Here is a 24,462-nt window from a genome sequence, read left to right on the forward strand (position 1 = left end):
TTCCTTGTTTGGCGGCCTGCTTTCGGGTTTTCTATGAATGGCAAAAATAAAATCCGGCAGGTTTTCGATTAGACGGAGCATGTAAAAGGAGGAACGGGCTTTGAGTATCCGTCGCTACATGAAGTATGTAAAGCCGTATGCCAAGCAAATTATCGGGACGATTTTTATCGGCATCATCAAGTTTTCCATACCGTTGCTCCTGCCGCTGATCATCAAGTATGTAATCGATGATCTATTGCCCAGTCCGATGCCCCAGTCGGAAAAGCTGACACATCTGTTTTGGCTGATGGCAGGAGCGTTTCTCGTTTTTACTGTAATCCGCGCCCCTGTGGAATACTATCGTCAGTACTTTGCCCAATGGGTGTCCAGCCGCATTTTGTTTGACATCCGCAACCAGCTGTTTGATCACCTGCAGCGACTGTCGATGCGCTATTACAACAATCACAAGACGGGCGAGGTCATTTCGCGGGTCATAAACGACGTCGAGTCGACGAAGAGCTTTATCGATACGGGCTTGATGAATCTGTGGCTGGATCTGATCACCATCGGGATGACGCTCGGGGTGATGATTTACATGGACGCGGAGTTGACGGTAGTGTCCATCCTCGTTTTCCCGCTGTACGGATTTTCCGTCAAGTATTTCTACAAAAGGCTGCGTCAGTTGACGCGGGAAAGATCGGCAGCGCTGGCTCATCTGCAAGGCCATCTGCACGAGCGGATCAACGGGATGTCGATGATTCGGAGCTTTGCTCTCGAAGAGCATGAAAACAAACAGTTTGCCAAAGAGAACAATCATTTTCTGAAGAAGGCGCTGGCGCTGACACGCTGGAATGCGAATACGTTTGCCGTTGTCAACACGATTACGGATATCGCCCCGCTGCTCGTCATTTCTTATGCGGGCTATCAGGTCATCAACGGCACGATGTCGATCGGGACGCTGGTCGCTTTTTACGCATACCTGGACCGTCTCTATACACCGCTGCGCCGTCTCGTGAACTCCTCGACGACATTGACGCAAGCCGTGGCTTCGATGGACCGGATGTTTGAATTTATTGATGAATCCTATGATATTACGGACAAACCCGATGCTGGTGTGCTCCCCGTCAATCCGGAGACAGGCAGAATTCGCGGGGAGGTTCGCTTTGAAGACGTTTCGTTTCGCTATCGGGATGAAGGGCCGCTGGTGCTGGAAAAGATAAACCTGACGATTCGGCCTGGCGAAACAGTAGCCATCGTCGGGATGTCGGGGGGAGGCAAGTCTTCCTTGATCAGCCTGCTGCCCCGCTTCTGGGATGTGACGGAAGGGCGCATTACCGTTGACGGCGTCGACATTCGGGACGTCAAGCAGCAAAACCTGCGCAGCCATATCGGCATGGTGCTGCAGGACAATATTTTGTTCAGCGAATCGGCACGCATAAATATCATGATGGGCAATCCGGATGCAACGGAGGAAGCCGTGATCGAAGCGGCCAAGGCTGCCAATGCGCATGACTTTATCATGGACCTGCCGGAGGGCTATGACACGGAGCTTGGCGAGCGTGGTGTAAAGCTGTCCGGGGGGCAAAAGCAGCGGATCGCGATAGCCCGCGTCTTTTTGCGGGACCCGGGCATTCTCATCCTGGATGAAGCGACTTCGGCGCTCGATCTGGAGTCGGAGCATATGATCCAGGAGTCGCTCGCCCGCCTGACTAATGGACGGACGACAATCATTGTGGCGCACAGATTGTCGACGATCACCCACGCGGACAAGATCGTCGTGATGAAAGAAGGACGAATTGTGGAACAGGGCCGCCACGAAGAGCTGCTGGAGCAAAAAGGCGTGTATCACAATCTGTGGCACGTGCAGGATCTGGGCACTCCCGGCGAGCAGCAGCCGGCCTTGTAAGAAGGAGGGGGGAAGCGCCAATGGAATCTTGGCGACGCAACTTATACGTACTGTGCGGGGCTCTTTTTGTCGTGATGATGGGAATGAGCATGATCATGCCGTTTTTGCCGTTGTACATCCAACAGGATTTTGGCGTCGAAGACCCTCATGAAGTGACTGCCTGGGCAGGAGTCATTTTTGGCGCCAACTTTTTGACGGCTGGTCTCGTTTCTCCGATCTGGGGCAATCTGGCTGACAAGTACGGGCGCAAAATCATGATTTTGCGCTCCGGCTATTTCATGTCCATCATTATCGCAGCGACTGGCTTTGCCAACTCCCTGTGGATGCTGCTTGGCCTCAGGCTGTTGAACGGGATGGTTGGCGGTATTATCCCGGCGAGTACCGCCCTCGTCGCTTCTTCAACGCCGAAGGAGCAGATTGGCTGGGCTCAGGGACTTCTGCAATCCTTTATTACAGCAGGGTCCATCATGGGTCCGCTGTTTGGCGGGCTTTTGGAACCACGTATCGGGTTTCGGATGATATTTGTCGTTACAGGCTCCCTGCTTTTACTGGCTACACTCGTGATCACCTTTACGGTAAAAGAGACGTTCGTTCCGCCGGAAGAAAAGGAGCGGACCAGTCTGCGCGATGATTTTCGCATGATTTTTTCATCCAAGAAGCTCCCTGTTCTGTTTTTTGTGACGGTCATGATTCAGTTTGCTCTCTTTAGCATCATCCCCATCCTGCCAGTCTACATCGGTATTCTCTTGGGCAGTGCGGGCAACGTAGCCCTCTGGGCGGGGATCGTCCAAGCCGCGATGGGAACGGCAAATGTGCTGGCAGCTCCTCGTTTGGGCCGTTTTGGCGACCGATTCGGCTCGCAAAAAGTGCTTCTCGGCTGCTTGCTGGTTGCCGGACTGTTGTTCATCCCTCAAGGCTTTGTCACCGCCGTATGGCAATTGGTGCTGCTGCGCTTCCTTTTGGGCTTGTCGCTCGGAGGACTGCTCCCATCGGTCAATGCCTTGCTCCGCCGTGCCACCCCGACTCATATGGTCAGCCGGGTCTACGGATACAATAACAGCTTTGTCAGCATCGGAAGCATGCTGGGGCCGATGATCGGCGGCTTTATGGCGGGCTACGTGAGCATCAACGGCGTTTTCTGGATGACCAGTGCGTTTTTGCTCATCAATGCAGGCTGGGTATACTTCAGCTTTTTCCGGAAAAAGGAAGTCTTGCAGGAAGGGACCTGATCAAGTAAGATTGATTTACATAACACTGTTCGTGAAAGGAGTATTCCTCCATTGTAAACCTCTTGTCGGCTTGTTCACCCAAACAGAAGCTATCAAAAGCATAATTTGTTTGGAAGACCGACAGGAGGTTTATTTGTCATGTTCACAAAACGGTATTGGCTGCTGTTTTCCGGGCAGTCTTTGGCCAATCTTGGCGATGTATTTTACGTGGTGGCAGTCGTATCAGCCGTGTACGTCTCGACCCAATCGGCTCTTTACACGGGGGCTGTCCCGATTCTCTTTGTCGCGGCACAAACGCTCAGCGGATTGCTCGCGCCGCTGCTCTTCAGGCGGGTCACGCTGGCTGGGGCCTTGCTTGCTTCGCAAGGGTTGAAAACGATACTGCTCGGCCTGCTCGCATTGTTTCTCAGTTATGCAAGTGCGGCGGACCAGCAGCTCGGTACGGGAAAATTGCTCCTTGTTTTTGGCTTTGTCTTTGCCAACGCCTTTTTGGACGGCTGGGCTTCCCCTGCGCGAAATGCCATGGTTCCGTCATTGGTGCCGCGCGACGGCCTGGTAAGGGCGAATGGACTGATGGCGACCTCTGACCAGACGCTGCAGTTTGCCGGTTGGGCGGCTGGCGGATTGCTGGTGGCTATGCTCGGATATGCGCATGTGCTGTGGGGAACGTTTTTTGCCTATGTGCTGGCTACAGTCGCGGTTTGGCCGCTTGGAAAAAGCGGGAAAAGTCAAGATGGAATGGACCAACGGAGTGAGGATGCTGATCTCCAGCAATGTACAGTGAGTCAAAGCAACCGCAAGGCCGCCAAACCTGGGCAAGACGGGAAAACCGACAAAGCCGACGACAAAGCCTTCAAAACCGTCAAAGCCGGCATAGTGTTTCAAGACGGCGGGCATGATCATGATAACGAAGCTCAGTCCTGGACGACTGGCTGGCGTTTGCTCTGGACTCAGCGCCCGCTGCGGCTGCTCGTCCAGATGGAAGTGCTGGAAGGCTTGGCTGGAGCGGTCTGGATGGCAGCCATCCTGCTTCCTTACGTTCACACGATACTTGGGAGAGGAGAAGAGTGGTGGGGATACATCAACGCAGCCTACATGCTGGGCTCGGTCGCAGGAGGAGCTGTGGTGCTGGCTGTCGCTGACCGCATGCGAACGCGGCTCCTGGCTGCTGTTCTGACAGGCACGCTGTTCTCCGGGCTGATCACGCTTTTGTTCGGTCTTGGCACATGGGCGTGGAGTGCGCTTCTTTTGTCCTTTGCCCTCGGCCCTTTTTACCAGCTCCAGCAGGTAGCCAAGCAAACGATGCTGCAGGAAGCGTCTCCGCCTGCTTCCCTGCCGCTCGTACTGTCAGCCAAGGGAACATTGGACTCGGTTACGTTTGGTTTATCCGTACTGATCATGGGGGGACTTGCCGATTTGGCCGGTGTCCGCTCCGTATATATACTCGCTTTTGTCCTGCTCGGAACATCGGCTGTTGTCGGAATAAAGCTGCGAAGAAATGGAGCATTTTCCGCTCAAGCCGAATGGAGTGAAAAATAGAAAAAGCTGAGGTGTTTGCCCCAGCTTTTTTTTAAGGGAGTGAGTCTGGATGACGGGAAAGACCAAAATACATGAGAGTCAGCCTGCAGGCAATCCCCCTATAGCTGATCAGCCTGTCAATCCGCTGCTGGAACAGGCCCAGGTAGCAGAAGGAGGGGGACCGCCAAAGCCAGTGGATATGCGCTCCATGCCGAGATGGCTGAGATTCTTTGGCTATTCCTTTATCGCTGTATTCTTTCTCCTTGTTCTCCTGCTACTTGTCTCCAGCGTGTTGACTTGATTGAACAATTGCTAATTGGCCCTTGTTGTAAAGGGCCTTTTCTTATTTCTCCGGATCGAGAAAACGGAGGATCGCCATCAGATCGAGATCCCCCATACCTTCCTCCAGTGCGGTCCGGTAGCTGGCTGCTACAGACTCTGCCAGAGGGGAAGAGACTCCCGCTTCGCGTGCCAGGCGCAAATCTTTGGCCATGTGCTTCAAAGCGAAAGCAGCCGGATAGTCATCGGCCAAAATGGAAGCGGCCTTCCCGCGTATGAGCGGCGTTCCGACAGCGCTCTCGGAGATGATCGTCAGCATCTGTTCGGTAGTGATGCCCATTCCACGTGCGAACAGCAGCGTTTCCGCCACGCCCTGCACAGTAATGCCAAGCAGCAGATTGATCGCCAGCTTGGCCGAGGTTCCGGCTCCGTTCGGTCCGAGGTGAAGAGCCGTTTTTCCCAGCTTGTCCAGCATAGGCTTCGCTTGCTCAAAATCCTGCTGCTCTCCTCCTGCCATGATGACGAGCTTTCCTTCCTTTGCTGGCCCCACACTGCCGGAAACGGGTGCATCGAGAAAACGCAGACCGGCTTCCCGGCATTTCTGTGCGAGAAAACGGGAGGTCTCCGGCGAAACGGTGCTCATGTCCACAGCCAGCTTGCCCCGGACAGCGGCAGACAGCAATCCGCCAGCTCCTGTATAAATGGATCGAACGGCATCGTCGTCACTTACCATCGTAAAAATGATGTCGCAATTCTCTACTAATTTCTCCATCGACTCGGCGATGACAGCCCCAAGGCTCACAAGCCGCTCTGCCTTTGCGGGAGTCCGGTTCCATACACAAACGTCATACCCGGCCGCCAGCAGATTGCTCGCCATCGGAATGCCCATGTTGCCAAGTCCAATCCATCCGACTTTCATCACTGTTCTCCTTTGCGATCGATAATTTGTGCCTGTACTTTCTGTTTTAACAAGGCGTGCTTCTCGCTTGTCATTGCAAAAAGGTCGTCAAAAGCTTGCGGCAGCGTCCGCCCCAAAACAGCGAGACCTTCCTCGGTAATGCCGCCTTTTGTAGCGACTCTCTCAATGAGCTGGTCAAATCCAAGCTCCTGGCCTTTCAGCAACAGAGAGGTGCCGGCCAGTGTTTCTGTCAGCATCCGCCGTGCGGTATCAATCCCAAGCTCAGGGGATGTCCTCACCGCGGCTTGTGCGAAGGCTTCCAGTATGCCCGCGATCAGCCCGGGAGCGCTGCTTGTCAGGATTGTCGCGGTCTCGATGCTTTCCTCGGAAACCTCTTCAGCCGTGCCGAGTGCGTCGAGCAGGAGCCGCAGGCTATCTCGCTGCGTATCGTTCACCAGGCGGTTGCTTGCAAACAGGGACACCCCGCGGAGCTCTTCCGAGGTGACAGTCGGGATTACCTTGCTGACAGGGGCGCTATGTACCGTCTCCAGGTCTTGCAGGCTGACGCCGGCAGCTACGGAGACGAGATGCAGCCTTGCAGGGAGAGTCAGCTCCCGCAGGACGGGCAGCACATCGAGAGGCTTGGTACAAATGAACAGCATGTCTGCCTTGTCTGCTGTCTCCTGGGCGGTAGCGGCGAGCTCAAACGGATAAAGCCGCTGCAATTCCGCGGCCTTATCCCGGCTGCGGTTAAAGACGATCATATCGCTGGGGGAGACAACCCGGCTCTTGGACAGACCTTTGACGAGCATTTGCCCAATGTTTCCTAATCCGATAATTCCGATGACCATTTTGCTTCCCTTCCTTCCAATCCTATCCTAACAAATCGGGAATGAAAAAGGTACAGTCCCGAAAAAGGGAGCTGTACCTTGAGTGAATGATCGCAACGGTCAAAGCCTAACGCGTCATAGGCGTCAAGTCAAAGCAGTGGTTATTCCTCTCTCGTGTTGGTAAAGATCATGACGTACTTGACCAGTTCCAGCACAGAGATCAGAGCTGCCGCCACATAAGTGAGGGCTGCGGCACCGAGGACCTTGTTTACGCCGCTTTCTTCGTTGTTTCGGATGAAGCCCATTTTCACCATCATCGTTTTCGCGCGGCTGCTGGCGTTGAATTCCACCGGCAGTGTGATCAGCTGGAAGGCTACTGCTGCGGAGAAGAACAAAATCCCCAGAAGCAGCAGATTGGCAGCCTTGAAAAAGAAGCCGGCCAACAGCAGCAGAGGCGCAACGCCGGATACCAGGTTGACGACAGGGAAAATGCGATGGCGGGCAACCAGCATCGGATAGGACACCTTATGTTGGACCGCATGGCCTACCTCGTGGCAGGCGACCGAGATAGCGGAAATCGAATTGCCCATATATACCGGATCGGACAGACGAACGACACGGGAAATCGGGTCGTAATGGTCGGTAAGCGTACCGGGAATGTGTTCGACAGGGACATTGGTCAAGCCGTTTTCGTCCAGCATTCGGCGGGCAGCCTCGGCCCCAGTCAGACCAGAGGATGCGGGCACATCCGCAAAGCGGTTGAAGGTCCCCTTCACGCGGAACTGGGCCCACAGCGAAAGACCAAAGGCAATGAAAATCAGGAAATCCATGGGGTGAAACAACAGCATGAAGTGATCACTCCTCATTTTCTCATAATGAATTTTTCCATGAATAAAAGCATCCATCTATTGTGCCCATTACCTACATCTACGATTATGGCGGGCGCTAGTTTCATTTTTCTGTGCAAAACATCCCTGCTTCTCCCGGGAGCGTGTTTCCCTGGCCGAGGCGAATGCCATTAGCTGCCTGACTGTCGGAAAATTGCTGTTGACCCTTGAAACATGCAAGACATGATCAGTTCATGATCGCATCTTTCCTTTTATTGTACAATCTCTGACTATCTTTGACAATATAAATGGACGTTTATATGTGCAAAAAAGAAAAACTCCTCCCTGGCAGGGGAAGAGTTGGGAATAAAGGGTATGGCGGAGCGTCACTCGGTCGAGACAGACGGATCGGCCTGCTCTTTCTTTGGCGAAATCATCAGGAAGTTGTCCGCCGGATTCTCGATCAGCTTTTGGATGCGGCTGGCTGTTTCATATTGCTCGGTAGCGAGCAGCTCTTCCTTGTAAGCGGAAAGCAGCTCTTGAACATCGCTCGTCCCTTTGTCGTCGAGCTGATACAAAAACACTTTGGCTCCTTTGGCGATTCGGCGCTCCAATGCGTCGCGGTCAAAGCCGAGCTCCGGCTGAAGCCGCACGTAGACGACGCCTCCGGTCATCCCGGCGCAGATCCACGGCCCTGGATCACCGAGCACCACAGCACGGCCGTTTGTCATGTATTCAAAGGCAAAGCCTTTCAGGTTGGCGCGAGCCCCGATGCCTCCAAGCTGGTCGCTGATCGGCTGGGTGATTTCGCCGCCAAAGACCACGTCGGCGCCAGAAAGGCGGATGCAGGCGCGGGAGTCGGCGTTGCCCTGGACGATAAAGAGCCCTTTTTGTGCCCCGTAGCAAAAGCTTTTGCCCACTGAGCCGTTGATGTAAGCGCCGTTCAATCCCTTTGCCTTAAGGATCGAGACGCGGCCGCCAAAGCTGGTTTTGCCTACCCCGTCCTGTGCGCCGCCCTGGACGCGGATGTTGACGCCCTGCGCATTGTAGGCAGCCAGACCGTTGCCCGGAACGCTGCCGTGGGTGAAGTGAAGCGACACCTCCGGCAGGGAGGCATAGCTTCCGTCCAGATGGTCTTTCACCCGTGCCCCCGACCAGCGGCTGCCGAGGACCCGCTGCCCGGAGAGAACGCTGCTGAAGGTTTCCTGGATGGGCCTATCCGCCTGATAATAGCGCCCCTGCGCCTCTCCTGCGTGGGCACCGGCAGCTACGAGCACACGGCTTTCCTCTTGTTCCGCGTCAACGCTTTCGGCAGTGCCAAACTGCGGGTGGAGCGCAAGCAAAGACGAAAGGTCGATCTTCTCCAGCAGACGGCTTTGCACCAATAGATCGGAGCGTCCGACCAGATCCTGTGTACGGCTAAAGCCGAGTGCGGCTGTAATCCGCCGGACCTCTTCGCCGAACAGGGTAAAGAAGTTTTTCAGGCCCTCCACCGCCATATCAAACTGGCGGGGAACAAAGCGGCGCAGACCTTTTTCATGCGCTTCTTCGAGCGAGTCAATCTGCGTGGCGATCCCGACATGGCATGTATCGAGGTGGCAGCCGCGGCAGGTTGTGCAGCCGACTGCGATCATAGCCAGTGTGCCGAATCCGATGCGGTTTGCCCCCAGCAGCATCAGCTTGACGACGTCAGCGGCGCTTTTCACGCCGCCGTCCGCCCACAGCTCCACCTTGTGGCGCAATCCCGCCTCCAGCAGTGCGTTGTGAGCGGCTTTGACGCCGATTTCCGCAGGGAGTCCCACGTGCTGCAAGGCGTGGACGCGGGCCGCTCCCGTACCACCGTCAAAACCGGAAAGCGTGATGAAATCTGCACCTGCTTTGGCGATCCCGACGGCAATCGTGCCGATATTGGGGACGATTGGCACTTTCACGCATACTTTTGCTTCGTGATTGGCTGTTTTCAGCTCGGTGATCATCTGCGCCAAATCTTCGATGGAGTAAATGTCATGGTTGTTGGACGGAGAGATCAAGTCAGAGCCGATCGTCGCATTGCGGGCAGCGGCGATTTTGGCTGTTACCTTGGAGCCGGGAAGGTGTCCCCCTTCGCCTGGCTTGGCGCCTTGGCCGATCTTGATCTCCAGGATGTCTGCCGCATTTGCCAGCTCGATATTGATGCCGAAACGGCCCGAAGCAACCTGGATTCCGCGTGTTTTCCGGTAGCGGCCGAGCATGTCTTTGATCTCGCCGCCTTCCCCGTTCATGCTGATCATATTCAGTTGTTCCGCTGCCTCGGCATAGGCGCGGAATGCCGTCTCGTTCTGTGAACCAAAGGACATGGAGGAGATCAGGAACGGCAGGGAATGGCTGCCTACGCTGAGATCCACCTGCTCCGCTTCGACCCTGCCCTGCTCCTGTCGAGCGTTCTTGTCAAAGGCGAAGTCGGTTGTATGGCGAATAGCGATCGGATTCTCCCGCTCGTTTTCCTCCAGCTTTTGCGCGTAGTCGGCGTAGGGAATGTCTCCCGCCGCGACCTGTCCGATCAGCTTCCACAGGCGCGGGAAGATGTGGAAGGTCTTGGCTTCACGGGCCGTCTCGCTTGCGTAATCGCGCGAGCGCTGGATACTGTCCGCTTCCAGGTCGGCAAAGGAAAGCCCCGACTCGGCCGATCCGCAGAAATTGATGATGGACAGGGCGGAAGCAAGCTCCTGGCGCAGACCGATAGAAGAAAACAATCGTCCGTATCCGCGCAGCTCGTGAATGCCGATGGTGGAAATTACTTTTTCCAGCCCTTTGTTCAACGCGCTGTACAAGTTTGTTGCCGATGTCACCCCATCCTTGGCAAAGGCTGTGGCGAACATCAAATACGGCGACACCGCGTCCGCACCGAAGCCGACTGCCAGAGCGAGATCGTGCAGCGAGCGGATCGAGCCGGAGCGCAGCACGAGAGAGGCGCGGCGGCGCAAATTGTCTCCGTCTTCGAGAAAAACGGCTTTCAGCGCCTGGTCAGAGGCTGCCACCGCCAGCAGCGGATCGATCCAGAACTTGTCGCTGCGATGCGTTTCCGTATCGTCCAGAACGACCAGCACTGCACCGTCCTGCACAGCTTGCACAACCGTCTGCTTTATTCGCTTCAGACCGCCTTCCAGCCCTTCCTCTTTGGAAAAAGAAGTGGACACCAGCGAAATGCTGGACGGGTGGTTATTCAAATAGTGGAGGACCTGCTCCAAGGAGAAGGTGCCCTGCTGCGCAGCGGCGGCCTGCAGCGACTGGCCTTCAAACAGTACGGGAGAAGGCAGCTCCAGGCGCAATCCGGGAACCGGCTTTGCCGAGAGCGGGACGCGCGAGCCGACGACGACGCGGGTAGAGAAGTGCTCCATTTCCCGGTCGCGGTCTATCGCCGGATTGGTGACGACTGCAACGCTCTCCTTGAGGTAATCGGCCAGGTTTTGCCGCTCCTTGGACAGAGCTCCGAGGGGGCCGTCATGTCCGAGGGAACGGATCGGCTCGACGCCGTTGGCAGACATCTGCTCGACCAACTGGATTTGCTCCCGGTCCCAGCCGAATGCGCTGTACACCGACGAGGCAGGGGGTTCTGCATCCGGCTCGGAGACGAGCGCATTTGCCTCATATGCGAAATAGAGATGCTGCCGCCAGCCATCCGTTTTGACCTTGCTCGTGAAACGGTCATGGACCAGTTGCTGCAGGCTGTGGTGAGGCACGACTTCCGCTTCCCGATCCGGGTGCAGAAGGACGCCCACCTTTTCGCCAGGGGCCAGGGACTTCGGCTCGGCCGTCATCTGGTGGACAGGGATGACTCCCTGCTCCGAGGAGAAGTAGTAGGAGGTTGCGCTTTCCACCATCCACAGCGGCCGCAGGCCAAGCGCGTCGACGCTGAACAGGCACTCATTTCCGTAGCGCGACACGATGCCGGCCGGACCTTGGGCAAAATGTCCCCAGGCCTGGCGCAGATAGGCATACAGGTCCTGCAGATGGACAGGCAGGTTTTTCATTTCGTGATGGATCGGAGGGAAGACAATTTCCATCGCTTCAAACAGGCTGAGTTCATAACGGTGGATGAAGGTTTCGACTGTCCGGTTGACATTTTGCGAATCGCTTCCACCGTCTACGAGCGGAACGCCGAGCAGGAGCGCCTCCTCCTCCAGCTTGCTGATGGTGTTGATCTCTCCGTTGTGGCCAAGCAGCGAAAACGGCTGGACACGGAAGAAGTTGGACAGGGTGTTGGTCGAGTAGCGATTGTGTCCGATCGTCACGGACGACGCGAAGCGATCATCAGCCAGATCGCGGAAATAGCGGGGCAGGATGGAGGCGGCGCCCATTACCTTGTACGCAGCAGTGTACGGACTGAGCGAAGCGACATGAACATGGTGAGCCGTCTCGATGGCGATCTGCAATTCAAACAGCCGCTGGGCATACGGGTAGCCAGTCAATTCCTCTTGGGAGGACAAGGCCAATTGCCAGAAAAGCGGTTCGTCGCGTTTGCCGTTTTTCCCGAGAGCGGCAGAGTCCACCTCTTGTACCCGCTCAAGCATAATGTCGATGGAATACTCGGCGAAAAGCTGCCGTACCTGCCTTTGAACCTCCTCAGGGTCATGACTGGCTTGAGGCACGAAGAGATGGGCCACTGCGAATCGTTTGTCGTAGGCAAAACCGCCGTCCAGCCCTGCCTGATGGAGGTATGTGGACCAGAGGGCACGAGGGATGTCCGTCAGGATGCCGCAGCCGTCTCCTTCCCCGTCGATAAATCCGGAACGATGCTCCATTTGAATCAGCGACCGGATGGTTTCATCCACGTTAGCTCGCGTAGGGGCTCCCGCTTTTTCGATGACACAGATGATTCCGCAGCTATCGTGCTCAATCCTGTGATAGTTTTGAAACGTTTCGATTGCTTCTCTTTGCAGGTAGTTTCTCATGGTTGCGGTCAGACGAACTGACCCTCCACCTCCTTTGCTAATAGTCGGAAACTTCAAAATAGTAGTGCTAAGAATAACATGAATGAATGGAGTACACAATCGGGGTTTGGATAATCATGTAAATGTAAGCGTTTTAATTAGAATAAAATGTTTTTTCTCGATAAAAAATGTATTTTTATTCATGGAATATAGCGTTTTCAAAAGGAAAAAAGCATGCTCCGCGGCAGAGCATGCTTTTTGCGTTGCGGTATGAAATGCTAGCGGTCGTGGTCTTGCGTTTTGTGGTGCTCCGTCTTTCGCGGATTTTGAAAGCCGACGACTTCCATCATCTTGGAGCTCATTTTGGGGTCCAACGTTTTTTCCGGCGCTTGCGGGTAGGTTTTTTCCCCTTTGGACACGTAAAATCCCTCCTGCGGTGGTATGCTGTCCCGCTTAGTATGTGGAGGAAGCTGCGGTTTTCGTTCAGGAAAATCTTCCCCGGCAGGAGACCGGATCATGTGCCGGGCTATACAACCAAGATCGGGCTATTTCGCAAGTACCGGGCTATTCCCGCAAGCATCGGGCTATTCTCTCCGGCACCAGCCTATTCCCGCTGGCACCGCTGCGTTGTATGATACGGGGTTGAACCGCATGCTGCGACAGCAACATCTACGATCTTAGAGCTTGGCAAACGAGCGATCCACAGCCGCGATCGTGTCCCGAATATCCGCTTCTGTATGGGCGGTCGTGACAAACCACGCTTCGTACTTGGATGGTGCCAGGCAGATGCCTTCATCCAGCATGAGCCGGAAGAAGCGGGCAAACAGTTCGCCATCTGCCGCCTGGGCCGTATCGTAGTCATATACCGGATGGTTCGTAAAGTATACGGCGAGCGCTCCTTTTACGCGGTTGACCTGCACCTTGATGCCGTGGGCGTCTGCCGATTTCCGAATTCCTGCCTCAAGCAAGGCTCCGAGGCGTTCGAATTCCTCGTATACGCCTGGCTGCTTAAGTACCTCCAGGCAGGCGATGCCGGCGCGTATCGAGGCAGGATTACCGGCCATCGTCCCGGCCTGGTAAGCAGGGCCGAGCGGTGCCACCTGCTCCATGATCTCGCGTCGCCCGCCGTAAGCGCCGATAGGCAGTCCGCCGCCGATGATTTTTCCCAGAGCCGTCAAGTCCGGCTCAACGCCGAGCAGGTTTTGCGCGCCGCCGTAGCAGAAGCGGAAGGCCGTGATCACTTCATCGTAAACCACGAGCGCACCTGCCTCGTGGGCGATCTCGTTTACGCTTTCCAAAAAGCCCGGTTTCGGCGGGACGATCCCGAAATTGCCGACGATCGGTTCGACGAGCACGCATGCCGTCTCCGCTCCCCAGACGCGGATCGCCTCTCTGAACGCCTCCGTGTCGTTGAACGGTACGGTAATCACTTCGCTCGCGATGCTTTGCGGGATGCCCGCACTGTCGGGAATGCCCAGTGTGGATGGACCGGAACCCGCAGCGACCAGCACGAGATCGGAGTGGCCGTGATAGCAGCCGGCAAACTTGATTACCTTGACTCTGCCTGTATAGGCACGAGCCACGCGGATGCAGGTCATCACCGCTTCCGTCCCGGAGTTGTTGAAGCGAATCCGTTCCATCGACGGGATGGCTTCGCGAATCATCGTCGCAAATTTGATTTCCCAAGGAGTAGGGGTCCCGTACAGAGTCCCGTTTGCAGCCGCTTCCGAGATGGCTTTTGTGATATGCGGGTGGGCGTGGCCCGTGATGATCGGACCGTATGCAGCCAGGTAATCTATGTAGCGGTTTCCGTCGACATCCCAAAAATAGGCTCCCTGCGCGCGTTCCATCGTGACAGGAGCGCCGCCGCCGACAGCTTTGAAAGAGCGGGAGGGGCTGTTTACCCCGCCGAGGATGACGTCCATCGCCTGTTCATGCAGGCGGGCAGATTTTTCGCGGTTCATGTTCATTCCCTCTTTTCGTCCATAAGTCCATCCTCATCTTATCACACTTGAAGGTTGGCGTAATCGGCAGAGCTGCAGCTGGAACCGTATTTGGAAAAGTGATACAATTCAGCCTGTCAGCTTCCAAGCCAGCCTTTGATAACGACTTGTTCCGGCTTGGACGGATTGTAAAAACAAGAGCGGAAGGGAAGAGGGCGAATGAACGTCGAAGCGTTGTCCATACCCGGTTACAGCGGCAATAATGAGGATCGTTTTTTGATAAACACGGCTCAGCAGATATTTGCCGTGATTGACGGTGTTTCGTCTTTGGTGCCGTTTGTCACCAGGACCGGGCAGAGTGGAGGGGCAATGGCGGCCCGGATCGTTCACGATCATCTGGCGGCTGTCGGAAAAGACGCCGACTTGCCGTCTGTACTGCTCGCAGCCAACGAGCGCCTTCGGGATTATATGATCTCCGAAGAAATCGATTTGAGCCAAAAGGAAGCTTTGTGGGGTGCAGCCGCCGCCGTAGTGAAGCTCGATGGGACACACCTTCACTATGCCCAGACGGGAGACTGCATGATCTTTGCCGTGTATGCCGACGATTCGATCCGCGTCCTGACTCATCTGCAGGTAAATCACCTGGAAGCAGCCGCGATGGAAAAGTGGGAAGAAGGCATTCGCCAAGGCTTAAGCACAAGGGCTGAACTGATTGAAAGCGTTCGCGACATCCTCGTTCACAACCGCTATCAGGCAAATACGCCGGGAGGATACGGCGTGCTGAACGGCGAGCCGCTCAGCGGAGACTTTCTGGAGTACGGGAGGATCAACCGGATCGGCCTGAAGGCAGTGCTCCTGCTGACAGATGGACTGTTCTGGCCGGCCGCGCGCGGAGAAGGGAGCATCGGTTGGGAGAAAACGGTCTGTCCCATCCTGGAAAAAGGGCTGCAGGCGTATACAGATGAACTGGTCCAGTTGGAGAAAAGCGATCCGGAGTGCATCGCCTACCCGCGGTTCAAGCCTGCCGATGACAAAACCGGTGTCGTCATTTGCCTTCCCGAGAACGAGCCTGCGACTGAGCCGTATGGTCTTCCAAGGCTTTAGATTGAAGGTTGCAGTTGGCAGCACATTGATTTTTGCAGAAATCAGCCTGCTCATATACACTAAGCAGTGGAATCCTACTCAAAAGCGACAAAAGGGCGGTTAATCATGATTCAAGTCAACCATTTGCAAAAGGAGTTTCGCATTCATCAAGCCCGCGCCGGTCTGGGAGGCGCGTTTCGCGACCTGTTCAGCAGGGAATACAAGACGGTCAAAGCGGTCGACGACCTGTCCTTTTCCGTAGAAGAAGGGGAAATGTTCGCCCTGATCGGAGAAAATGGGGCAGGGAAGTCGACCACGATCAAAATGCTGACGGGCATCCTGAACCCGAGCGGCGGGGAGATCGTCATCAACGGCTTTGTCCCGCAAAAACAGCGGGAGGACTACGTGCGCTCCATCGGCGTCGTGTTTGGCCAGCGCTCGCAGCTTTGGTGGGACCTGTCCCCGCTGGAGTCCTTCCGTCTGCTGAAAAGCGTCTACAAGGTCGAAGAGCATGAAGGACAGCGCTGGCTCGACCGTTTGATCGAGGAGCTCGACATCGGTTCGTTCGTCAGCCAGCCTGTACGCAAGCTGAGCCTCGGCCAGCGGATGCGCTGTGAGGTGGCGGCGGCGCTGATCCACAAGCCTCGCCTGCTGTTTCTGGATGAACCTACGGTCGGTCTGGACGTACTCGTAAAGCAAAAGATTCGCGAGTTTTTGCGAAATTTAAACGATACCGAGCATATGACGATTCTGTTGACCACACATGATGTGACCGACATCGAAGCGCTGTGCAAAAGAGTGCTGGTCATGGACAAAGGCAAGCTTATTTTTGACGGGCTGCTCGAAAACCTGAAGGAAAAATGGGGAAATGGGACGGAAGTGGCCTTTCAGTTCAAAAAGCGGACGTCAGCCGAAGAGCTGCGGACTGTCCTCGGCGAGCTGCCCTGTGAGATCATTCGGGAAAACGACTTTGCTTTGCGCGTAAAAGTGTCGCGCAGCCAGGAAATGCTGCCGTTCGTCCTGTCCACCGTGATGGCCTCGTTTGACATCAGCGACGTCAAAATTATGGAAGCGAGCACGGAGGACATCGTCCGCAATATCTACTCTACAGACAGCGAGGTAGTCAGCCATGGGTAAGCTTTACCTGGAACTGATCCGCATCCGCTTTCTGACCTTGCTGGCGTATCGCGTCAACTACTACAGCGGCATCATCATCTACGCGATCAACATCGGGGCGTACTACTTCCTCTGGGGGGCGATTTACGGCGGACAGCAGCAGCTCGGCGGTCTTTCGGTAGAGCAGATGACGGCGTATGTCGCCATCGCCTGGATGTCGCGGGCGTTTTATTTCAATAACATCGACATGGAGATGGCGCAGGAGGTCCGGGAGGGAAAAGTGGCGATCGAGATGATCCGCCCCTACAACTATCTCTCGGTCAAGACGGCGCAGGCATTCGGCGAAGGGATTTTCCGCATGCTGTTTTTCGCCGCGCCGGGCATTTTCCTGATCAGCCTGTTCATTCCGTTTCAATTCCCGAGCACGCCCGAAGCGTGGGGCATGTATCTGCTCAGCCTGATGTTCGCGTTTGTCATCAACACGCAGTTGAATCTGTTGACCGGTCTCGTTACCTTTTTCCTCTTCCGCAATGACGGGATGATGCGGGCCAAGCGGGTAGTCGTCGACCTTCTTTCCGGCCTGGTGCTGCCGATCAGCTTTTTCCCCGGCTGGGCCCAGACGCTGATGGGATATCTGCCGTTTCAGGCGATCAACTATTATCCCAGCGTCATCTTCACCGGGGCTATACCGGCGTCCCGCGCGTGGCAAATGATCGGATTCCAGGCGATTTGGGTCGCGGTCATTCTCATCCCGATCTTCGTCTTGTGGCGCAGAGCCCAGACCAAGCTGGTCGTGCAGGGAGGATAGGAAGCAATGGGTGAAATCAAGCATGTCTTGGGCATTTTTGCCACTTATTTGGGACAGTATTTCAAAACGCGTCTCGCGTACCGGACTGATTTTTTCGGGGAGCTCGTGTCCAATCTGATCAATGAGCTGATCAACCTCGTGTTTATCGTCGTCGTCTTTCAGCACGTGCCGCTGCTCAATGACTGGACGCGCGACGAGATTATTTTCATTTACGGCTTTTTCCTCATCCCGTACGCGCTGTTCTCGATGTTTTTCGGCTTCTGGGATTTCAACGAGCGGTACATTATTCGCGGAGAGATGGACCGCGTCCTGACCAGGCCGCTGCACAATCTCGCACAGGTCTGTCTTGAGTCGATCGCACCGGACCGGATTTTTGGCGTCATCACCGGTTTGATCATTATGGGCTATGCGGCCATTCAGTTGGATTTGTCCTTTACGTGGTACGACCCGTTCCTGTTTGTCGGTCTCGTCGTCAGCGGCATGCTGATCTATGGCGGGGTCTACACGGCCATTGCGGCCATCAGCTTTTTCTCCGATTCCCGGACAGGGATTTCGCCGATGATCTGGAATATTCAGCAGTATGGGCGTTACCCGGTCGACGTGTACAACAAGGTAATCCGGTTTGTGCTCACGTACGTGCTGCCCTTTGCCTTTGTCGGCGTGTATCCGGCGGCGTATTTTCTCCGCAAGGAAACGTGGTACGCGTATGCGGCGTTTACTCCCGTCGTGGGAATCGTCTTTTTCAGCATCGGACTGGTCGTCTGGAACTGGGGTGTGCGCAAATACAGCGGAGCAGGGTCGTAATCGGCTTGCTGCCTGACCCTCCGCCGTCTTGGGGGAGGGTTTTTGCATGCTTTTGTCGTATTGGGAAAAATTGCTTTCTTTCTACCTCGCTATGTTCCCCTGGCTGCTCATGTTTGCTCCGCAAATGATAGCCGAAATTTGCGGCAGGTTTCCCAAAAGCGATGGGAGCTACGCAGGAGATTCGCAACGACCATAGCAGGGAACACTTCCAGCATTGTCAAATCCGAGTGCGGCACTGTATAATATCCATGTAAAATCACATACATTCCTTCGGGGCAGGGTGAAATTCCCGACCGGCGGTGATCGCGCCAAAAGCGCGTAAGCCCGCGAGCCTCCGCGATGCGAAAGCTTCCGGAGTGCAGGATCTGGTGCAAATCCAGAGCCGACAGTACAGTCTGGATGGGAGAAGGATGACGACAGTACGTACGCTGTGCGTGCTTGTTTGCTTGTGCATGGGTATTGCACGACGGGCTGGGTGCCGCTTTTCGGCCCTTCTGTTTACGTACCCTTTTTTAAGAGCACAGGTCTGTTTCGTTGTCTTTGCATGTGTGCCAAAGCCCTGAGGAGATGTTGTTTCTCAGGGCTTTTTGCTGTGCAAGGACCGAACGCGGGCACGTCCGGGTGTATGCTGTTGCCATTCCTCAAGAAGGAAGAAACCAATGAGGAGATGGTACAGATGAAAGGAACCGCGATTCCCACATCGCAAGCGACGCAGCGGCTGGTGACGATTCCCATGCTGGCGGCGGTCGCATTTGTCTTGCAGTACCTGGAATTTCAGGTGCCGCTCATGCCTACGTTTTTGAAGCTCGATTTCAGTACGCTGCCCGGATTGATCGGCGCCTTGCTCTACGGCCCAATGGCAGGCGTTATCGTCGAAGTGATGAAGAATGCGCTGCACATGCTGTTTAAAAATACGGACGGCCTTTTGATCGGCGAGCTGGCCAACGTAGTGGCGGGTGCGAGCTTCATCGTCGCAGCGGTTTGGCTGCAGCGGATGAAACAGGGGAAAATGAGCTTCATGGCCGGTCTTGCTATCGGTACTGTACTGATGACGGCTGTCATGGCGGTAGCCAACGCCTACTTCCTGCTGCCCGCCTATGCGGCTTTGTATCAGGTGTCGCTGGAGCAGCTGGTCGCGCAATTCCAGGCTGAGAGCGTATGGTCTTTGATCCTGTACGGCATCGTGCCGTTTAACCTGATAAAAGGAATCATGGTCTCCGTAGTCGCTTATCCGCTCTACGTGAAGCTGGCACCGAGACTCAGCCTTTATGCAAGAAATTGACATTGCCCGGCGGGTCTGCTACCATATTGCCCAAGAAACAGGCGAAAATGGCTGTGAAAGGACCCGCAGGTAGCGAATGTGGCACAGAGAGTCGACCCTTGGCTGAAAGGTCGATGCACGAATGCACCTGCTCCCCATCCTGGAGCTGCTGGCGACGAGCCATGCCGGATTCCCTCCGTTAACGGGTCAGAGCGGATCGCAGTTGCTTTTGTGGCAGCAGCGGTCAATCAGGGTGGTACCGCGGGAGAGTTTCCCCCGTCCCTTTTTGGGATGGGGGTTTTTTGCGTTTTTGAAAAGAAGCTCATGAAGGAGTGAAGGGCATTGAAAGAAGGAAAAGCATTTGTCAAAGAAATCACGCCGCAGTCTGAAGACTTTTCGCGCTGGTACATCGACACGATCAAAAAAGCGGATCTGATGGATTATACGCCTGTGCGCGGCTGTATCGTTTTCAAGCCGGACGGATTTGAGCTGTGGGAGCGGATCCAGGAGGCGATGGACAAGCGGTTCAAGGAAACCGGCCACCGCAATGCCTATTTTCCGATGCTGATTCCCGAATCCTTTTTTCAGAAGGAAAAAGAGCACGTAGAAGGCTTCAACCCGGAACTGCCATGGGTTACGGAAGCTGCGGGGGAACAGTTGGAGGAGCGCCTTGCGCTGCGGCCGACCTCGGAGACGATGATCGGCCATATGTACAGTCAATGGATTCAAAGCTACAGAGATTTGCCGGTACTCATCAATCAGTGGGCAAATGTATTCCGCTGGGAAAAGCGGACGATGCCGTTCCTGCGGACCTCCGAATTTTTGTGGCAGGAGGGACACACCGCCCATGCCACAGAGGAGGAAGCCCGTCAGGAAACGATGCAGATGCTGGACATTTACGCCGAGGTCGTGGAGGAACTGCTCGCGATCCCGGTCTGGAAGGGGCAAAAGACGCCGAGCGAGAGGTTTGCTGGAGCTGTCGACACCTACTCCATCGAAGCGATGATGAAGGACGGCAAGGCCGTACAGGCCGGCACCTCGCACTATTTGGGAGAAAAATTTGCGCGGGGCTTCGAGATCAAGTACTTGGACCGCGACAATCAATTCAAATACGTGCATACGACATCCTGGGGGACCTCTACCCGCCTGATCGGCTCGATGATCATGGTGCACGGGGACGACCGGGGGCTGTCGCTGCCGCCTCGTGTAGCGCCTACGCAGGTCGTGATGATTCCGGTTGGACCGCCAAAGCTGCGTGAAAGGGTGATGGCAGCATTCGATCCGCTCTTTGATCAGTTGAAAGCGGCAGGCGTACGGGTCCGGGCTGACCTGCGCGAGGAGACTCCCGGCTGGAAATTCAACGAATGGGAGATGCGCGGCGTTCCGATCCGTCTGGAAATCGGTCCGCGCGATGTCGAGAACGGTCAGGTCATTCTGGCCCGCCGCGATACCGGGGAGAAGATCACGGCTCCGCTTGCGGATGCAGTAGAGGCGGTCGTAAACCTGCTTGAGGAAATCCAGCAAAACATGTACCAGCGGGCAGTCGAATTCCGCAATGCCCATTCGCATCTGGAGATCAACACGCTCGAAGAATTGAAGCAGCACGCGGAGACCGCCGAGAAAGAAAACGGCATCGCGGGTTGGGTGCTTGCGGGCTGGTGCGGCGACAATGGCTGCGAAGCAAAGGTAAAGGAAGAGACCAAGTTCACCTCCCGCAACATCCCGTTCGAGCCGCCTGCACAAAAATCCGCATGCATCTGCTGCGGCAAAGAGGCGATGCACACGGTCTGGTTTGCCCGGGCTTACTAAGGCAAGGCCATCAGGCCAAAATCAAACCCGACGAAAGAACGCTTACGGCCAAGCTAGACCAACAAATACGAAATGAAAAAGGGGGCGTCTTATTTTTGACGCCCCAATACCCATTCCGCAAACGCATCCGTATCCGTAAACTCGTAATCCGGTTCCGGCTGAAAGCCTCCCGTTTTTTGCGTGACCGGAAGCCAGGTGACTCCTACTGTCACCAGTCCGGCAGCCTTCCCGGCTATAATATCCGCGTTGCTGTCGCCGACGTAGATGGTCTGTTCGGGCGTTGCACCAAGCTGCTCCATCGCAAGCAAAATCCCCTCCGGATCGGGCTTCGGATTTGTCACCTCATCCCCGGCGATCACCACATCAAAATAAGGGGCAAGCCCCCACTCTTTCAGAGAGATATCTGCGCTTCGTCTGCCCTTTCCTGTGACAATCCCCATCGAAATGCCGGCTTGCTGCAAGCGGTCGAGCAGCCGGATCATTTCCGGCGGATTGGACACGCGCTGATGCTCGGCTGCGTAGAAGTCGTAAAAATGGGTCACGGCATCCGCCAATTGCTCGCTGGCAATCATGTTTTCCAGAATCCCCATCTCAGGCGGGCCAAACATCGCGACGATCTCCTGATCCGTGTAGTGGCGCTGAAGAAAGTGCTGAAAGGTAGAACGGAAGGAATTGAAGATCATCGGCAGCGTATCGGCTACGGTCCCGTCGAAATCGAATAGAATGGTGCGCATCGTAAGCCTCCTTGGTCAAAAATGGAGAAAACCATCACAGCGGATGGTTTTCATGGTTGTTTTTGCATACTGGTCAGCTTCAGCATACTGCTGCGTTTTCTGATTGTTCGTTCAGTCTTATGCGAAGATGAGTTCTTTCATGCCTCGTTGTCTTCAAAGTCGTCGTCCTCGTCGTCTTCACTCGGGTCAGGAGGAGTAACGGGAAACAAGACATCAAAGAACTTAAACTTCCGTCGTCCGTTTTCATTTTTCAGTCCTTTGTACTTTTGGAGAAGGTCGCTAATCTCGGCAACCAATTCATTTCTTTCTTCTTGGCTTAAATAAAATTCAGTCAGGTTGTAAGCGAACGTATCCTTGTACTCCTTGCGCACATCCACGTCGCTGGCTACAAACCGGTTGAGCGTACGCACCAGATCCTTTTCCGTCGTGCGGAAAGGGGTAAACATGATATCGCTCAGCTGCTGTGCGTTTTCCTCGATCATCAGCCGCAGCTTCACCTGAATGACTTTGGCTACAGGCTCGTAGTACTTTTCCACGATCGAGCCTTTTACTCTCGTGTCTACCTGCTGCAACAAGCCTACGCGCACAAGTTCTTTCACATGATAGTGAAGACGGGCGGCGTTTTCCCCGAGCTCGGTTGCAATCTGCTTGGCTGTACGGGGCTCAAGATCCTCAAACAATTCCAAAATCTTTACACGTTCTGGTATAGCAAGGGATTTGAGGGCTTCCGGGTCTGTTACGTTAAAAAATTCTTTCATCGCCATTCTTCACCATCCAGCTACCTACGCAAATTTTATATTTCTTTATCATTACTATCCATCCATATTATCGTTTTCTGTGCAAAAGCGCAACGTGCAAGCGGATGAAGTAGCTGTAAGCTTGTGGTAAAATGAGACCAAATGAAAAGCAGTTTTTAGTGGAAGGACGGGATCAAAAATGGTCGCTGCAGGACAAGCTGCACCAGATTTTACCCTCAAGGCGAGCAACGGTCAGGAGCTTTATCTGGCTGATTTTCGCGGAAAAAATGTGGTGCTCTATTTTTATCCAAAGGACATGACGCCGGGATGTACGACAGAAGCATGCGATTTCCGGGATTATCATCCCGATTTTGCCAAGCTGAATACGGTCGTACTGGGCATTAGCCCCGACGATGTGAAATCCCATGACAAGTTCGTCGCCAAGCACGAACTTCCTTTTCCGCTGCTTGCCGACACTGACCATCAGATCGCGGAAGCATATGGCGTATGGGTCTTGAAAAAGATGTACGGGCGCGAGTACATGGGCATCGAGCGGACGACCTTTGTCATCGATGCGGAAGGAAACATCGCCAAGGTCTGGCCCAAGGTTAAGGTAAAAGGGCACGTCCAGGAGGTGCTCGCGTTTATCCGGGAAGAGCTGCACAGGCCGTAATCCGTTCCTCAATGGAGAGAACGGGGGACAACCAATAAATCAATGGGGGAACAAATAATGACTTTGTCCACTGCATATATGGTAGAAACGTTTTGCCAGCTGGCCAACACGCCAAGCCCATCGGGAAATACGGGCAAGGTGATGTCCTGGGTGGCAGACGAGCTCGATCGACTGGGCGTCAACTATGTAAAAACCAACAAAGGAGCGGTACTGGCGACGCTGCCGGGCAAAAACAAGGAAAAGCATCGTCTGCTGACGGCTCACGTCGATACCTTGGGCGCGATGGTAAAGGAAATCAAGAGCAATGGCCGGCTGAAGCTCGCTTTGATCGGCGGCTTTGAATTCAATGCCATTGAGGGGGAGCACTGCACGATTGAGACAGACAGCGGCCGACTTGTTACCGGCACCATTTTGTCGACCAAGGCATCTGTACATGTGTATGGCCGGGAAGCTGGCAAAATGGAGCGCAACGAAAGCAACATGGAAGTCAGGCTGGACGAGAAAGTAAAAACAAAGGAAGACGTGGCTGCGCTTGGCATCAGCGTAGGCAATTTTGTCTCCTTTGACCCGCGTGTAACAGTTACCGAGAGCGGCTTTATCAAATCGCGCCATATCGACGACAAGGCGAGCGTAGCGATTTTGTTCGGGGTGCTCAAGCATATCGGAGAAAGCGGCATCGAGCTTCCGTATACGACGCATTTCCTGATCAGCAACAACGAGGAAATCGGTTATGGCGGCAATTCCAGCGTTCCGGCACAAGTGGTCGAATATCTGGCTGTCGACATGGGGGCGATCGGAGACGGACAGACGACAGATGAATACTGCGTGTCCATCTGTGCCAAGGATTCCTCCGGCCCTTACCATTACGGCTTGCGCAAGCATTTGGTGCGCCTGGCCGAGGAGCAGGGTCTCAACTACCAGGTCGATATTTATCCGTATTACGGCTCGGACGCCAGCGCGGCGCTGAGAGCCGGATACGACATCGTTCACGGCCTGATCGGTCCGGGCGTGGACGCTTCTCACTCCCATGAAAGAACACACAAAGAGGCGCTGGAGAATACCGGAAAACTGGTCCTGGCCTACATCCAGTCCGAAGAGCTGCAAGCGTAGGAGGACTT

Annotated in this window: 20 protein-coding genes and 1 riboswitch; of the genes, 12 read left to right on the forward strand and 8 right to left on the reverse strand. The window is 55.0% G+C overall.

What is annotated here, in order from left to right; all coding sequences use genetic code 11:
* Window positions 1-100: 100 nt before the first annotated feature.
* The 4 genes from NST37_RS05350 (at window position 101) to NST37_RS05365 (ending at window position 4,933) form a co-directional block, all read left to right on the forward strand.
* The gene (locus NST37_RS05350) at window positions 101-1,885 is read left to right on the forward strand and encodes an ABC transporter ATP-binding protein (RefSeq protein WP_003391586.1); all 1,785 of its coding nucleotides are present in this window, start codon (window positions 101-103) and stop codon (window positions 1,883-1,885) included.
* Window positions 1,886-1,905: 20 nt separating this feature from the next.
* Window positions 1,906-3,114, forward strand: coding sequence for an MFS transporter (locus NST37_RS05355; RefSeq protein ID WP_003391587.1), 1,209 nt, complete (start codon window positions 1,906-1,908; stop codon window positions 3,112-3,114).
* Window positions 3,115-3,252: 138 nt separating this feature from the next.
* The gene (locus NST37_RS05360; protein WP_339186382.1) at window positions 3,253-4,653 is read left to right on the forward strand and encodes an MFS transporter; all 1,401 of its coding nucleotides are present in this window, start codon (window positions 3,253-3,255) and stop codon (window positions 4,651-4,653) included.
* A gap of 49 nt (window positions 4,654-4,702) precedes the next feature.
* Window positions 4,703-4,933: a hypothetical protein gene (locus NST37_RS05365; protein WP_339186383.1), complete on the forward strand. Its 231-nt coding sequence runs from the start codon at window positions 4,703-4,705 to the stop codon at window positions 4,931-4,933.
* Between the two features lie 42 nt (window positions 4,934-4,975).
* On the opposite strand, the gene NST37_RS05370 is transcribed toward NST37_RS05365, so the two are convergent.
* From NST37_RS05370 to NST37_RS05395, 6 genes are all read right to left on the reverse strand, one after another.
* Window positions 4,976-5,830 (reverse strand): NAD(P)-dependent oxidoreductase, encoded by an 855-nt coding sequence (locus NST37_RS05370; RefSeq protein WP_339186384.1) that lies wholly within the window; start codon window positions 5,828-5,830, stop codon window positions 4,976-4,978.
* Window positions 5,830-6,660, reverse strand: a complete 831-nt coding sequence (locus NST37_RS05375; RefSeq protein ID WP_122958749.1) for a pyrroline-5-carboxylate reductase dimerization domain-containing protein — start codon at window positions 6,658-6,660, stop codon at window positions 5,830-5,832. Before NST37_RS05375 ends, NST37_RS05370 begins: the two co-directional genes overlap by 1 nt.
* Window positions 6,661-6,800: 140 nt before the next feature.
* Complete coding sequence (locus NST37_RS05380) at window positions 6,801-7,484, reverse strand: zinc metallopeptidase (protein ID WP_024984694.1); 684 nt, start codon at window positions 7,482-7,484, stop codon at window positions 6,801-6,803.
* Window positions 7,485-7,852: 368 nt separating this feature from the next.
* Window positions 7,853-12,397: a glutamate synthase-related protein gene (locus NST37_RS05385; RefSeq protein ID WP_122958748.1), complete on the reverse strand. Its 4,545-nt coding sequence runs from the start codon at window positions 12,395-12,397 to the stop codon at window positions 7,853-7,855.
* 257 nt (window positions 12,398-12,654) lie between these two features.
* A complete protein-coding gene (locus NST37_RS05390; protein ID WP_170208403.1) occupies window positions 12,655-12,795 on the reverse strand; it encodes a hypothetical protein in 141 nt (46 codons plus the stop codon).
* A gap of 258 nt (window positions 12,796-13,053) precedes the next feature.
* Window positions 13,054-14,340: a glutamate-1-semialdehyde 2,1-aminomutase gene (locus NST37_RS05395; RefSeq protein WP_339186385.1), complete on the reverse strand. Its 1,287-nt coding sequence runs from the start codon at window positions 14,338-14,340 to the stop codon at window positions 13,054-13,056.
* A gap of 198 nt (window positions 14,341-14,538) precedes the next feature.
* Here NST37_RS05395 and NST37_RS05400 point away from each other — a divergent pair, with 198 nt between their 5' ends.
* The 6 genes from NST37_RS05400 (at window position 14,539) to proS (ending at window position 21,200) form a co-directional block, all read left to right on the forward strand.
* On the forward strand, window positions 14,539-15,423 hold the full coding sequence (locus NST37_RS05400) for a PP2C family serine/threonine-protein phosphatase (protein WP_024984692.1): 885 nt from the start codon (window positions 14,539-14,541) through the stop codon (window positions 15,421-15,423).
* Between the two features lie 105 nt (window positions 15,424-15,528).
* Window positions 15,529-16,539: an ATP-binding cassette domain-containing protein gene (locus NST37_RS05405; RefSeq protein ID WP_003391607.1), complete on the forward strand. Its 1,011-nt coding sequence runs from the start codon at window positions 15,529-15,531 to the stop codon at window positions 16,537-16,539.
* Entirely contained in the window at window positions 16,532-17,326 is a 795-nt protein-coding gene (locus NST37_RS05410) for an ABC-2 family transporter protein (RefSeq protein WP_024984691.1), read from the forward strand. The genes NST37_RS05405 and NST37_RS05410 overlap by 8 nt, the downstream gene beginning before the upstream one ends.
* 6 nt (window positions 17,327-17,332) lie before the next feature.
* Window positions 17,333-18,130 carry an ABC-2 family transporter protein gene (locus NST37_RS05415; RefSeq protein WP_003391613.1) on the forward strand — a complete coding sequence of 266 codons (798 nt, stop codon included), beginning with the start codon at window positions 17,333-17,335 and terminating at the stop codon, window positions 18,128-18,130.
* 262 nt (window positions 18,131-18,392) lie between these two features.
* A riboswitch (FMN riboswitch) is annotated at window positions 18,393-18,545 on the forward strand.
* Between the two features lie 261 nt (window positions 18,546-18,806).
* A complete protein-coding gene (locus NST37_RS05420) occupies window positions 18,807-19,412 on the forward strand; it encodes an ECF transporter S component (protein WP_024984690.1) in 606 nt (201 codons plus the stop codon).
* A gap of 321 nt (window positions 19,413-19,733) precedes the next feature.
* On the forward strand, window positions 19,734-21,200 hold the full coding sequence (gene proS / locus NST37_RS05425) for a proline--tRNA ligase (protein ID WP_003391618.1): 1,467 nt from the start codon (window positions 19,734-19,736) through the stop codon (window positions 21,198-21,200).
* 89 nt (window positions 21,201-21,289) lie between these two features.
* On the opposite strand, the gene NST37_RS05430 is transcribed toward proS, so the two are convergent.
* Together NST37_RS05430 and NST37_RS05435 are read right to left on the reverse strand one after the other, a co-directional pair.
* A complete protein-coding gene (locus NST37_RS05430) occupies window positions 21,290-21,934 on the reverse strand; it encodes an HAD-IA family hydrolase (RefSeq protein ID WP_003391620.1) in 645 nt (214 codons plus the stop codon).
* A 137-nt stretch (window positions 21,935-22,071) separates the two neighbouring features.
* Window positions 22,072-22,692, reverse strand: coding sequence for a helix-turn-helix domain-containing protein (locus NST37_RS05435; RefSeq protein WP_024984688.1), 621 nt, complete (start codon window positions 22,690-22,692; stop codon window positions 22,072-22,074).
* Between the two features lie 178 nt (window positions 22,693-22,870).
* Here NST37_RS05435 and bcp point away from each other — a divergent pair, with 178 nt between their 5' ends.
* Window positions 22,871-23,344, forward strand: coding sequence for a thioredoxin-dependent thiol peroxidase (bcp, locus tag NST37_RS05440; RefSeq protein WP_339186387.1), 474 nt, complete (start codon window positions 22,871-22,873; stop codon window positions 23,342-23,344).
* Window positions 23,345-23,401: 57 nt separating this feature from the next.
* Window positions 23,402-24,454, forward strand: a complete 1,053-nt coding sequence (locus NST37_RS05445; RefSeq protein WP_003391626.1) for a M42 family metallopeptidase — start codon at window positions 23,402-23,404, stop codon at window positions 24,452-24,454.
* Window positions 24,455-24,462 lie beyond the last annotated feature (8 nt).

Origin of the sequence: Brevibacillus sp. FSL K6-6036 (genome assembly GCF_037964015.1) — a bacterium.
In the GTDB taxonomy this organism is placed as follows: Bacteria; Bacillota; Bacilli; order Brevibacillales; family Brevibacillaceae; genus Brevibacillus; species Brevibacillus borstelensis.